10 protein-coding genes are annotated in these 12484 nt (G+C 76.2%); 5 read left to right on the forward strand and 5 right to left on the reverse strand.

Annotated elements, in window-relative coordinates:
* The first annotated feature begins 56 nt into the window (after nt 1-56).
* Nucleotides 57-233: a hypothetical protein gene (locus ACGFZL_RS04440; protein WP_393689153.1), complete on the forward strand. Its 177-nt coding sequence runs from the start codon at nt 57-59 to the stop codon at nt 231-233.
* A gap of 12 nt (nt 234-245) precedes the next feature.
* Here ACGFZL_RS04440 and ACGFZL_RS04445 read toward each other — a convergent pair whose 3' ends face one another.
* From ACGFZL_RS04445 to ACGFZL_RS04460, 4 genes are all read right to left on the reverse strand, one after another.
* Nucleotides 246-1595 carry an extracellular solute-binding protein gene (locus tag ACGFZL_RS04445; RefSeq protein ID WP_393689155.1) on the reverse strand — a complete coding sequence of 450 codons (1350 nt, stop codon included), beginning with the start codon at nt 1593-1595 and terminating at the stop codon, nt 246-248.
* Nucleotides 1596-2070: 475 nt separating this feature from the next.
* Nucleotides 2071-5082 (reverse strand): caspase family protein, encoded by a 3012-nt coding sequence (locus tag ACGFZL_RS04450; RefSeq protein ID WP_393689157.1) that lies wholly within the window; start codon nt 5080-5082, stop codon nt 2071-2073.
* Between the two features lie 51 nt (nt 5083-5133).
* The gene (locus tag ACGFZL_RS04455; protein ID WP_355168049.1) at nt 5134-5496 is read right to left on the reverse strand and encodes a hypothetical protein; all 363 of its coding nucleotides are present in this window, start codon (nt 5494-5496) and stop codon (nt 5134-5136) included.
* A gap of 69 nt (nt 5497-5565) precedes the next feature.
* Nucleotides 5566-6711 carry a PP2C family protein-serine/threonine phosphatase gene (locus ACGFZL_RS04460; RefSeq protein ID WP_393689596.1) on the reverse strand — a complete coding sequence of 382 codons (1146 nt, stop codon included), beginning with the start codon at nt 6709-6711 and terminating at the stop codon, nt 5566-5568.
* 224 nt (nt 6712-6935) lie between these two features.
* Here ACGFZL_RS04460 and ACGFZL_RS04465 point away from each other — a divergent pair, with 224 nt between their 5' ends.
* The 3 genes from ACGFZL_RS04465 to ACGFZL_RS04475 all read left to right on the forward strand — a co-directional run bounded on the left by ACGFZL_RS04465 (nt 6936) and on the right by ACGFZL_RS04475 (nt 8796).
* Nucleotides 6936-7421, forward strand: coding sequence for a hypothetical protein (locus tag ACGFZL_RS04465; protein WP_393689160.1), 486 nt, complete (start codon nt 6936-6938; stop codon nt 7419-7421).
* Between the two features lie 78 nt (nt 7422-7499).
* On the forward strand, nt 7500-8399 hold the full coding sequence (locus tag ACGFZL_RS04470) for a hypothetical protein (protein WP_393689162.1): 900 nt from the start codon (nt 7500-7502) through the stop codon (nt 8397-8399).
* A gap of 19 nt (nt 8400-8418) precedes the next feature.
* Entirely contained in the window at nt 8419-8796 is a 378-nt protein-coding gene (locus ACGFZL_RS04475) for an ADP-ribosylation/crystallin J1 (RefSeq protein ID WP_393689163.1), read from the forward strand.
* A 24-nt stretch (nt 8797-8820) separates the two neighbouring features.
* Here the strand turns inward: ACGFZL_RS04475 and ACGFZL_RS04480 are convergent, their stop codons facing one another.
* Nucleotides 8821-10860, reverse strand: coding sequence for a PhoX family protein (locus tag ACGFZL_RS04480; RefSeq protein ID WP_393689165.1), 2040 nt, complete (start codon nt 10858-10860; stop codon nt 8821-8823).
* Between the two features lie 216 nt (nt 10861-11076).
* Here ACGFZL_RS04480 and ACGFZL_RS04485 point away from each other — a divergent pair, with 216 nt between their 5' ends.
* Complete coding sequence (locus ACGFZL_RS04485; protein ID WP_393689167.1) at nt 11077-12468, forward strand: VWA domain-containing protein; 1392 nt, start codon at nt 11077-11079, stop codon at nt 12466-12468.
* The last annotated feature ends 16 nt before the right edge of the window (nt 12469-12484 follow it).

A 12484-nucleotide genomic window follows, 5' to 3' on the forward strand; every position in this document is an offset into this window, starting at 1 on the left:
CTTCTGACACACTCCCCGCCCCTTCCCGCACTCCCGCCCTCCCGTGAAGGACCGCCGTGCCCGCACTCCCGCGCACCGCCGAGAGGTACGCCCGCGGCGTCGTCGCCGCCCTGGTCGCGGTCGGCGCCCTGCTCCTGGCCGCCAACGCGGGGCCCGCGCGGGCGGCGGAGGAGCATCCGGGCGGGGGCCGGACGGGGTGCGTGGCGGAGTGCGACGCCGGGTACGCCCCCTGACCGGATCCGTCATCATCCGGGCAGCGCCTTCCGCAGCGCCCGGTCCAGGCGGTCGGCCAGCTCCGCGTCGCTCGGCGGGTCGTCGGTGAACAGGGCGCCCAGTTCGGTGGTGAAGGTCTGGGTGAAGGCCCCGTACAGCGGGGTGCGGGGGCGCTGGACCGCCCGCTGGAGCGCGGGCAGCAGGGTGCCGGTCGCGTAGGCCGGGCGGCCGGCGCGGTCGCGGGGCATCCCGCCGGCGCCCTCCCCGCCGGGCGGCGCGGCGGAGGCGGCGGGGCCGACCGGGCAGGCCACCGTGTCGTCGGTGTAGGCGGAGGTACGGGTCGCCGCGAACCCGGCGTCGAGCAGGCAGCGCTCGCTCTCCCGCCCGGTGAGGTAGGCGATCAGCTGGGCCGCCTTCGCCGGCCGCCGGGACGCCTCGGCGACCGCGAGGTTCTGGCCGCCGAGCACCGCCCGGCCGGGCAGCGCGGTCACCCCGAGCCGGTCGTCCGGCAGCGCCTGGTGGAGCGCGGGGTAGGCGTACGGCCAGTGCCGCAGGAAGGCGGTGCGGCCGGCCGCGAAGTCGGCGAGGGAGGCCGCCTCGTCGGAGTGCGTCGCGTCGGCGAGCAGCGTGGAGGCGGCGGTGCGGCGGCGCAGTTCGGCGATGCCCGGCAGGAGGTCGGCCGCGGTGGCCGCGTAGTGGCCGTCGGCGTCGGTGAGCGCGAGGCCGGGGGAGACCGAGGTGAAGGCTTCCATGGCGTTGACCGTGCGGCCCTCGTAGGCGGCGAGCTGCGTCGTCCAGCCCCGTTCGTAGCCGGGGGGCCGGTGGTCGTCGAGGATGTTGACCAGCCGCTCCAGCTCCGGCCAGTCAAGTCCGCTGCCGAGGTCGGGGTCGCGCACGCCGGCCTGGCGCAGGTGGTCGCGCCGGTAGTAGAGCAGCCCGGCGTCGCTGTTGAAGGGCGCCGCGTAGACGTGGCCGTCCCAGCGGGCGGTGCTGGCCACGGGGGCGATGACGTCGTCGTCCAGCAGACCGGCGGGCAGCGGGCCGATCAGCCCGGCGGCGGCGAACTCCGGTACCCAGGTGACGTCGAGGTTGACCACGTCGTAGGCGGCGCTGCCGGACTGCAGGGCGCCGAGCAGCTGGCTGCGCTGCTCGTCGGCGCTGCCGGGCAGCTCCACGAGCCGGGCGCGGAAGCCGGTGCCCTCCTTCTCCTGCCCGGCGTTCCAGGCGTCGATCAGCCGCTGCCGCACCCCGTTCTTGCCGGTGACGTCCCGGCCGCTGGCGACGACGATGTCGCCGGGCACGTCGTCGCCGACGGCGGCACGGGAGACGGGCCCCCCGCCGCCGCAGGCGGTCAGCAGCAGCACCGGCACGACCAGCAGCATGACCAGCCGCCCCCGCCGGAGGCCGGCACCTCGCCGCCCCACCGCCGCACGACGTCGGGGCACCCGCTCAGTCAGCCGGCGCACGGGCCTGCCCAGTCCGGACCCCGACCCACCTCGCCGGCGCAACGACCCACCCGGCCCACCCGGTCCAGAAACCAGCCCACCCGGTCCGGGCCCCGGCCCACCACATCCAGACACAGGCCCACCCCCTCCCGGCACCCGCGCACCACGTCCGGGCACCGACCCACCTCGCCGACACACCGGCCCACCCGGCCCGGACACCAACCCGCCCGATCCAGAGACCAGCCCGCCCGATCCGGACACCAGCCCACCCCGTCCCGGCTCCGGCCCACCCGTCGGCGCACCGAGCCCACCCCGCCGCCCCTGCCGCGCCCCTGCCGCGCCCATGCACCCCGCCACCAGGTCAGGCGGACTCCCCAGCCCACCGGCCCGCCCCGCCGTCGCCGTCCCCGCATCAGCCCTCCCCCGTCCCCGTGCGGGCCACCTCGTCGTGCAGGGCGGCGCCCAGGTCGTCGTCGGCGTCCAGGCAGCGGCCGCCGCCGGCCGCGGAGATCCGGGCGTCCGGCTTGCCCGGGGCGCAGCCGCCGCCCTGGAGGGAGACCATCGTGACCGGCACGTCGCTCGCGCGGGCCAGGGCGAGGACGTCGGCGAGGCGGTCGCCGGCCAGCCGGTTCGCGTCCTCGTCGTCGGTGACGTAGACGATCAGGTCGGGACGCTCGTCGGCGTCGCCCCGGCGCTCCATGGTGTCGAGGGCGGCCCGCAGCGCGCCCGGTGGGTCGGACTCGGCGCCCCGCACCACGGCCGCCCGGCCGAGGGCGCGTTCGGCGTCGGCGCGGGGGTGGGAGCCGAACGGCAGCAGCGTGCGGTACGTGTCCCCGTCCCCATCGGCCCCGGTCCCGTAGACCGACCACACCGCGTACTCGTCCTCCTCGCCCAGCCCGCCGAGCGACTGCCGGAGCAGCCCGGGTCCGCCGCTCGGGCCCTCGAAGCGGCCGTTCATCGAACCGGAGCTGTCCAGCAGGAACAGCACCCGGCCGGGGCCGCCCGCCGCCCGGTAGTCCGCCAGCGCCGCCTCCATCGCGTCCCGCCCGGCGGACTCGGTCAGTGGCGCCGGGGCCCGCAGCACGGCCCCGCTCACGTCCTCGGGCGCCAGCAGCGCGCGGTCGCCGCCGGGGGCGCGGAACCCGGCGCGGGCGAACACCGCACGCCCGCCGGCGCCGGTCAGCCAGGCGCGGAACCCGTCGGCGGCGCGGTCGCGGGCGCCGGTGTCCCGGTCGGCGCCGCGCCAGCGCACCCGGGTGAACACCGGCTCGAGGCCCGGCACGTCACCCGGGTACTGCGCCATGCGCGGCGTGCGGCGGACGCTGTCGCAGCCGAGGCCGCTCTTCATCAGGAACTCCGGCACCAGGGCGGCGGTGCGGTCGTCCACCGCGTCGTCGTCGGGCAGCGCGCACAGCAGCTCCGCGGCGGTGGGGGAGGGCGGCGTCGCCTGGGCGACCCGGTCCTCGGCGCGGGCCGGGTCGCGCACGCCGGTGCCGGCCGGGGCGCCGTCGTCGGGGGTGCCGTACAGGCCGATGGTGGCGAGCAGGCCGGTGTCGGTGAACTCCGGGTCGGGGCGCCGTACTTCGGCCCCCGGGTGCCGGGCCCGCAGGGTGTCGATCATCCGGCCGAGCGGCGGTCCCGACCGTTCGTCCAGGGCGTCGGCGGCGATCTCCTGCGGCACGGCGAGCACGATCGGGGAGTACGCGAGCGGGTCGCCCACCACCTCGAGGGCCGCCACCGCGTCGGTGTCCTGGCCCCCCGCGACCCGGTCGGCGTCGGCGCGCGAGCCCGGTATCCACACGTCCGGCTGCGGGCCGACGTCGCGCTGCGGGTTGGTGTCGTCGTCGTGCGGCTCCTGCCAGGCGCCGGTCTGCCGGCGCAGCGCGGCGACGGCGTCGGCGGCGCCCGCGCCGTAGACGGTGATGCCGGTACGGCGGCAGCCGTCGCCGTCGGTGTTGTCCGCGGAGGTCAGATAGGCGTCGGCGGCGGCGCGCACGGTCGGCTCCAGGTCGGGGTCGGTGAGCACGCGCAGCTCCAGCGCGGGCCGGCAGGACGCCGCCGCGGAGTCCGCCCGCCCGGCGAGGCCGTAGGCGGCGAGGCCGAGGCCGGCGACGAGCAGGAGCAGCGCGGCGGCGGTCAGCAGGCGCCGCGCGGGGCGACCGGCCAGGTCGGGGACGGGCCGGTCGGGGGCGGACCGGTCGGGGACGCGCCGGTCGGGGACGCGGAGGATGCCTGGCCCGCGGCGGTCACCGCGCAGGCGGGCGGCGAGGGCCGCGAAGACGGCGGCCACGGTGCGCGGGGCGGTCCGTAAGCGCGCCGGGCGTCGCTCCGTGCCGGTGCCGGTGCCGGTGCCGGAGCCGGGGCCCGGAGGGGCGGGCCGGGGATCCGGGTGGCGGCGCCCGCCCGACGGGCCCGGCCCGGCGTGACCGGGGCGGCGGCCGTCGGCCCCCGGGTGCCGGGGCCGGCCCCCGCCCGGCGGCACGCGGGACTCGGTCCTGTGCCGCTCGCCGGGTCCGTGGCCCGGCCGCCGGCCCTCGTGCGCCGCGTGCCCGGACCGGCGCCCCTCCGCCCCGTGCCCGGGACGGTGCTGCCCCGCGCGACCGCGCCCACCGCTCTCCCGAGGCGCCCGGTCCCCGGCGCCTTCCGGCGCGGACCCCTCGCCCGCCGCCCCTTCCCCCCGCTCCTTCCGCCCGGCCGCGAGGAGCACGTCCTCCTCCGGCTCCCGCCGGCTCTGCGGTTCCCACGCGTCGCCCCGCACGGTCCGGTGCCCGGCGGCGGCCATCCCGGCCCGCAGGGCGTTCGCCAGCTCGCTGAACCACAGCTCCCCGCCCGCCTCAAGGAGCGGCACCAGCTCGGCGGTGAACGGCGTCGGCGTGCCCGGATCACCCGCGTCCGTACGGTGGTTGGCCTGCACGCTCATCAGCAGCAGCACCCGGCGCTTGTCGCGGAAGGTCTCCCACAGCCAGGCGGCGTTGCCGGCGAAGCAGCAGTCCAGGACGACGACGATGCGCCGGGCCGGGCTGGCCGCCAGCACCGCGAGGACCGTGGAGAACATCTCCGCGCCGGGGAACACCGCCTGCCCGCCCGCCACCACACTCGCGTTGCGCGTCTGCAGGAACAGCTCGTCGCCCGCGCTGGGGATCGCCCCGTGTCCGGCGAAGTACAGCAGCAGCACGCCGCCCGCCTCCTGCGCGGCGGTGCGCAGCGCCCGGCCGAAGGCGACCTGGTCGGGGGAGCGGCAGACCGTGACCTCCCGCGCGCCGAACACGCCGCCGCCGCGCAGCGCCTCGTCCATCCGGTCCAGGTTGCGCGCGACCGCGGGCAGGTCGCCGGGCACGCCGTACGGCGGCTCCGTGAGGTCGTACTCGGACACCCCGACAAGCAGCGCCCGGTTCACCCGCCCCCGCGGGTCGAAGCCGCTCACCGGCACCGCCCGGGGCCCGCCGTACCGATCCCGCCGGCCATCCGCCGGGCCCTACCGGTCGTCGAGGTTCACCGGGTCGACGCGGCCCACGGGCGGTTCGCCGTCCTCCACCCCGCTGCGGTTGGTCCGCCATGCCTCCACGGACCGCTTGACCTGGTCCAGCAGCTCGCGGAAGGCCACCGACGCCGCACCGCTCGCCATCGCCACGACGATCTCCATGCCGAGGCCCATCGGGGCGCCGGTCTCGTCGGTGCGGCGGCGCTGGTCGATGCGCAGCCGCCCGGAGCGGACCAGCTCGTCCAGCGGCTGCTCCCGCTCCAGCCATTTGTGCAGCGCGCCGATGTCGCTCTCGCTCGCGGTGCCGTCCAGTTGGACCCGGACACCCCGTGTCATCACACCGTCCCCCTCAGCCATGACACACCATCATGGCACCGCGCCCGCCCGCGCGGGAGGGGACGGTGCCGACCAGCACGTCGAGCGGGGTCAGTCCGTCAGCCGCCGTACCGCGAAGACCGTGGTGTCGTCGGCCAGCCGCCCCCGGCAGTGCCGCAGCGTGCCGTCCCTGACCAGGCGGACGAGCCGCCGCGGCGCCGCGCTCGGCGGGTCGGCGCGCACCGCGCGGTCCACGTCCTCGCCGTGCCGGTAGAAGCAGCCGGCGGAGTCCCGGGCCTCGGTCACCCCGTCGGTGACCATCAGCAGCGTCTCGTCGGCGCCGAGGGCGACGCGCCACACGGTGGCCGGCGAGCCGGGGGCGAGTTCGCCGAGACCCAGCGGGAGACCGCCGGTCACCGGCAGGGACCGTACGCCCCCCGGCCCGATCGCCAGCGGCGGCTCGTGGCCGTAGACCACCGCGTCCACCGCCTCGGGCAGGTCCGGGTGGAAGCCGATCAGCACGGCGGTGGCGAACCGGTCGCCGTCGGAGCGGCCGAGGGCGGCGGTGTAGGCGCGGTGGCGCTGCATCCGGATCTCCAGCCGCTCGGCGACCGCCGCGAGGTCGGGTTCGCGGTGCGCGGCCTCCCGGAACGTGCCGAGCAGCGCGGCGGCCGTCTCCACCGCGCCGAGCCCCTTGCCCTGCACGTCGCCGATGAGGACGCGGGTGCCGTGCGGGCCCGGCTGGATGTCGTAGAAGTCGCCGCCGACCCGGGCCTCGGTGTCCGCGGCGAGGTAGACGGCGGCGTGCTCCAGGCCGCCGAAGCCGGGCGGCAGCGGGCGCAGCACGGTGCGGCGGGTGGTGTCGGCGATGTCCCGCATGTGCAGCGCGTGCCGCTCGCCGCGCACCCGGACCGCGGCGGCCAGCACCGCGATGAGGCCGCCCAGGAAGACCAGGATGAGATTGGGCAGCCCGGTCTGCTCCTGGTACTGCCAGGTGGTGTCGGCCAGCACGAACACCACCAGGGCCAGCACCGCGAAGGCGGCCGTCGCCCCCACCCCGCACAGCGCCGCGGCGACGCCGGGCACCAGCACCGTCCAGGAGATGATCTGCGCGGCCTCGCTGGTGAGGTCGGCGACGGCGATGCCGATCAGCAGCAGCAGCGGCACCGCCCAGGCCACGCTGTGGCCGCCCACGCTGAGCAACTCGTTCCGGGCCGCGGGGTCGCGGTGCCCGGCGGCGCGCAGGAAGCGGGTCAGGGCGTCCTGGCGGCCGTAGACGCGGGCGAGGGCGCGGCGGCCGGGCGGGCGCGGGCCGCTCACCCTCCGCTCACCGTGCTGCTCACCGGCCTGCCGGCACGACCCGTCACGGGCCCCAGCGAAGCACGCGCCCCCGGGCCGCGCATCCCGGCGGGGCCCGACTTGCCGGACCTCCGCGCGGGGTGTGCCCTGGTAGGCGGGGGCGAGGTGAGAGGACTGCGCACATGGCTCACGCGATATCGAAGCCCGGCACGGCGTCCGGAACCACCGGGGCGACGACCGGGGCGGCGGGCCCGGGCGGCACGCCGCGCACCCCGCTGCCCGATGTCCTCAGCCCCCTCGCCCACCGCGTCGCGCGCTGGGCGGTCCCCCTCGGCATCGGCCTGGTCTACGGCTACTGGGCCGCCTCCATGCGCCGCCGCGGCGGCCCGATCACCGGCGAGAACGTCCTGTTCGGCTTCCTGACCGTGATCGCCTTCGTCGTCCTGCTCATCGCGACCCGCGCCCTCGCCGAACGCCTCCCGCGCGAGGGCCACGCGATCCTCCGCGCCGCCTTCGCGGGCGCCGCGATCGGCTTCCTCTACTCCCAGAGCAACCCGCCCCTGTTCACCTGCATCCTGATCTCGGTGCTGTCGGCGGGGGCGATCTGGGCGATCCTCTTCTACTACTACTACACACACGAGGACGCGGAGGGTAACCGCCTGCCCTGATCCCGCCCGCTCCACCGGGCCCCGCCCGAATGCCCCCGCCGGCTGGCGCGTCCACCCGTGGGGGCATTGCCTGGGAGGGTGCGTCATCGTTCCCGGAACACCGTGTCGGCCGTGCTGGTCGCCCTGGCCTGCCTGTTCGCGCCGTGCGGCGTGCTGGCGGGCTGGGCGGCGTACGGGCTGGCCGACACCGGTCGGTACGTCGCCACCATGGCGCCGCTGGCCGGTGACCCGGCGGTGCGGGAGGCGGTCGCGGACGCGGTGCGCGACGGGGTGCTGGCCGAGGTGGCCGCCGGGTCCCCGGCCGATACGGGCGCCGTCCCGCCGCTCGGCACCGTCGGCCCCTTCGTGCACGACGCGGCCCGCTCCTTCACCCGCACCGAGGCGTTCCGCGCGGGCTGGGAGGCCGGCAACCGGGCCGCCCACGACGCGGTGCTGCGCGCCCTGCGCGGCCACGGCGGCCCGGCCACCGTCGACCTGGCCGCCGTCACCGCGCCGGTCAAGCGGCAGCTCGTCCAGGAGCACGTGCCGCTCGCCGAGCGCATCCCGGTCCGGCACACCGCCGTCACCGTGCTGCCGGCCCGCGAGGTGGGGCGGCTGCGCCGGGGCTACCAGCTGCTCGACGTCGCCGCCTTCTGGCTGCCGCTCGCCTCCGTCGCCTTCGCCGTCACCGGCATCGCGGTCGCCGCCCGGCGCCGCGTCGCCCTGACGGCCGCCGGGCTCGGCACGGCCGCCGGCGGCGCGCTGCTCGCCCTCGCCGTCCTGCTCGGCCGCCGCCTCACCGTCGCCGCCCCGCCGGGCACGATCCCGGCCCCGGCGGCGGGCGCCGTCTACGACGCCCTGACCGCCACCCTGCGCACGGCGGCCTGGTGCCTGGTCGCCCTCGGCCTGACCGTCTCCCTGGCCACCTGGCTGACCTCCCGCCTCCGCCGCCCCCGGACCACGACGCCCCCGCAAACCGGTGGCCCGACGGGCCCCTGACGGCCTACCGTCCCCGTCCATGCGTACGACGACGACCCTGTGGCGCCCGACGGGCCCGGAGGAGCTGGCCCTGGTCGCGGCCTCGGACTGGACCGCCTGGCCGCCCCGCCTGCCCGAGCAGCCGATCTTCTACCCGGTCCTCAACGAGGACTACGCCGTCCGCATCGCCCGCGACTGGAACGTGCCGGCCTCCGGCGCGGGCTACGTCACGCGCTTCGAGGTCGACGCGGAGTTCCTGGCCCGCTACCCCGTACGGCAGGCCGGCGGCGAGACCATCCTGGAGCTGTGGGTCCCGGCGGAGGAGCTGGCGGAGTTCAACCGGCACATCGTGGGGCGCATCGAGGTGGTCCGGGAGTTCGGCGCGCAGGGCGAGGTGGCGGGGGCCGGCCCCCGCTGACCCCGACCTGCCCCGCGAGGAACGTCAGACGCCGATGTCCTCCCCGTCCGCCCGCCACACCGCGACGACCGCCGGGCGGACGATCCGGCCCGGCCCGTCCGGCCACGTGCTGGCCGGCTTCTCCACCGAGGCGCCGTCGACCTCGCCGGGATGCTGCACGGCGACCAGCACCCGCCGGTCCTGCACCAGCGGCCCGCAGGTCTCCGCGCCGGTCGGCACGGTCAGGAACTGCTTCAGCTCGCCGCGCCGGTCACCCCGGGTCGCCACGCCGAACAGCCCGTCGTGGGAGCCGAGCTGGCTGCCGTCGGTGGAGATCCACAGGTTGCCGTGCGGGTCGAAGGCCACGTTGTCCGGGCAGGAGATCGGGCTGACGTACTCCTTGGGGAAGCCCGCGAAGTACGTCGCCGGGTCCTTGGGATCGCCGGCGACGAGGAACAGCGACCAGGCGAAGGTGGTGCTCTGCGCCTCGTTCCAGCGCTCCGTCAGCTCGAGCACGTGCCCGTGCTTGTTGGCATTGCGCGGGTTGGCCTCGTCGGCCTTGGCGTTGGCGCCGACCCCGCGGTTGGTGTTGTTGGTCAGGGCCACGTAGACCTTGCCGGTGCGCGGGGAGGGCTCGATGTCCTCGGGCCGGTCCATCTTCGTCGCGCCGACCTTGTCGCCGGCCAGCCGCGTGAAGACGCACACCTCCTCGGCGCTCATGCCCTCGACGTGCGAGACGGCGCCGTGCGCGGTCGCGGTGACCAGCGGGATCCATCGCCCGCTGCCGTCGAACTCCCCGTCCCGCGGCGGCCTGCCGCTGCCGTCGACGTCCTCGGCCGGCGAGTCCCCGGTCAGCTCGGCGACATACAGCGTGCCCTCGTCGAGCAGCGTGAGGTTGTGCTCGCGCGCCGCCCGCCCGCTCCCGTGCCTCATCCGCTTGCTGCCGACGAACTTGTAGAAGTAGTCGAACCGCTCGTCGTCCCCGGTGTAGACGACCGGCCGCCCGTCGTCGGTGAGCCGCACGGTCGCGGCCTCGTGCTTGAACCGCCCGAGCGCGGTGTGCTTGCGGGGCGTCGACTCGGGGTCGTACGGATCGAACTCGACCACGTACCCGAACCGGTGCACCTCGTTCGGCTCCCGCGCGACGTCGAACCGCTTGTCGAACCGCTCCCACTTGCGCTCGGTCGCCCCGGTCCCGATCCCGTACCGCTTGTCCGTCGCCCGCCCCGCGTTGGCGAAGTACTGGTTGAAGTTCTCCTCGCCGTGCAGCGTGGTGCCCCACGGCGTCGTCCCCCCGGAGCAGTTGTTGAGCGTGCCGAGCACGCGCCGCCCGCTCCGGTCCACGGACGTCTTCACCAGCTCGGACCCGGCGGCCGGCCCCGTCAGCCGGAACTCGGTCGTCGCGGTGACCCGCCGGTTGAGGTGATGCCGCCGCACCGGCGTGAGCCGCCCGCTCCCCCGCTCCTCCTCGACCACGACCGCGGACAGCCCGTGCGCGGCCCAGGCGACCTCGACCTGCTCACGGGTCGGGTCGGCCGGGTCGTACCCGCGGAACATCAACACCTCGTCGGTGTACTCGTGGTTGGCGACCAGCACCTGCCGGTGCCGCTCCCCGGGCAGCGGCAGCAGCGCCAGGAAGTCGTTGTTGTACCCGAACTGCCCGGCCTGCGCCGCCGCGCTCTGCCGCTCCGGGTCGAAGGCGGGCGCCCCGCGCAGGATCGGCTCGCCCCACCGGATCACGACGTCCTGACGGTACCCCTCCGGTACGACCACGGCGTCCTGGGTGTTGGGCGCGACGGGCGTGAACCGCAGCCCGCGGGCGCCCTGCGGTTTCGGCGGCCTGCCGTGCGCGGCGGCGGGCGCCGCCTGAACCGCCCCCACCGCGCCGGCGACGGTCACGACGGCGGCGGCCCGCATCACCGAACGGCGGCTGAGCGCACCGGCGATGACGTCGCCGATGTACGCGTTGGCGCTGGTGTTGGGCACCTCGTGGAAACAGGCGTCACCGCACCGGAACCGGCAGGTCATGGCGGAACGGCCGCCGGGGTGCGACGGGGTGGCGATCAACGGCAGCGGCTTGCGCACGAGGTTCTCCCTTGGTGTGCCCTTGGCAATCCCTTGGTGTCAGCGCGACCGTAGGGCCGCACACATGCGGGAACCGGGCACTCCGGTGAACGCCGGGTGAACCCGTGAAAGCCGGAAGAGTCACCCTGCACAAGATCACAAGCCGGGGCCGCTAACCTTACGTGTCCGTCCTGGCCAGGGATCGACGGGCATCAACTCACGCGAAGGGTTGCGCACATGGGCATTCTCACTCTCCTGCGAAACGCGTTCAGCCGCTCACGCAGAGCGACCACCACGGAGGATGCGCCGCCCCAGCCGTCCACGCCACCGGCCCCCGCGGAGGAGCCCACGGCGTCGGCTCCCACCGCGTCGGCGCCCCCCTCCCCGGACCCCCACGTCCCGGACCCCCGCCCGGCCGAACACGACCTGGTCCGCGACGCCTTCACCAACATCTCGGTCCCGAAGCAGCCCCCGGCCCCCACGACCGAGGCAGCCGCACCGGAGCCCGAGGCACAGCCCGACGGGCCGGCACAGGCGGATCCGGAAGCCGAGCGGAAGCCCAGTACGGACCCCGAGCCCAAGCCCGAACCGAAGGCCCAGGCAGCCCCCGAGCCCAAGCCCGAGCCGAGGACCGAGGCAGCGCCCGAGCCGAAGACCGAGGCAGCCCCCGAGCCCAAGCCGGAGGCCGAGGCGAAGCCCAAGCCGAACCCCACGCCGGCCCCCGAGCCCGAGACGCAGGAGCCCGCCCCGCAGCAGCCCAAGGCGAAGGACGAGCCCAAGCCCGAGCCCACCCCGAAGCCGTCTGCCGAGCCCACCGCCACCCCCACTCCCGCAGCCGCCGACGGCGAGCACACCCCACAGGGGCCACCCGCACCCGACAACGAAAGCGAAACGGGTGGTGCGGGTGGGAACACAAAGGCCGAAGGCGCAGCCGAGGCCACCAAGCCGGCAACCCCCGCCACCCCCGCCGCTCACATCAAGCAGCACGCCCCCACCCTCACCACCGCCTACAAGGCAGCCACCACCACCCTCAAGAAGCACGACCTCACCGGCACCCGCGCCAAGGTCTACCTCGTCCTCGACCGCTCCGCCTCCATGCGCCCGTACTACAAGGACGGCTCGGCCCAGGCCCTGGCCGACCAGACCCTCGCCCTGGCAGCCCACCTGGACCCCACCCCCGAGAACCCCACCGTCCCGGTGATCTTCTTCTCCACCGACCTCGACGGCACCGGCGAACTCACCCTCACCGACCACGAGACGAAGATCGACGACCTGCACGCGGAGCTCGGCCGCATGGGCCGCACCAGCTACCACGCGGCCGTCGCCGAGGTCCTCGCCCAGCACGAGAAGTCCGAGGACCCCACCGCCCCCGCCCTCGTCGTCTTCCAGACCGACGGCGCCCCCGACGCCCGCACCCCCGCCACCCAGGCCCTCACGAACGCCGCGAAGACCCACCCCGCCGTCCACTTCGCCTTCGTCGCCTTCGGAGACCCGGAGAACAGGGCCTTCGACTACCTCCGCAAGCTCGACACCGGCGGCAACACGTCCCACTTCCTGGCCGGCGAAACCCCCCGCGAACTGACCGACAAGCAGCTCTACGACGGCCTCCTCACCACCTGGCGCCCGTGATCCCACCCGCCGGAAC

It is taken from the genome of Streptomyces sp. NPDC048182, assembly GCF_043202555.1.
Lineage (GTDB): Bacteria > Actinomycetota > Actinomycetes > Streptomycetales > Streptomycetaceae > Streptomyces.

What these genes read in the sequence shown, in the direction of transcription:
- ACGFZL_RS04445 (WP_393689155.1), bottom strand. Translation starts at nt 1,595, where the DNA reads ATGCTGCTGGTCGTGCCGGTGCTGCTGCTGACCGCCTGCGGCGGCGGG.
- ACGFZL_RS04455 (WP_355168049.1), bottom strand. Translation starts at nt 5,496, where the DNA reads ATGGCTGAGGGGGACGGTGTGATGACACGGGGTGTCCGGGTCCAACTG.
- ACGFZL_RS04465 (WP_393689160.1), top strand. Translation starts at nt 6,936, where the DNA reads ATGGCTCACGCGATATCGAAGCCCGGCACGGCGTCCGGAACCACCGGG.
- ACGFZL_RS04475 (WP_393689163.1), top strand. Translation starts at nt 8,419, where the DNA reads ATGCGTACGACGACGACCCTGTGGCGCCCGACGGGCCCGGAGGAGCTG.
- ACGFZL_RS04485 (WP_393689167.1), top strand. Translation starts at nt 11,077, where the DNA reads ATGGGCATTCTCACTCTCCTGCGAAACGCGTTCAGCCGCTCACGCAGA.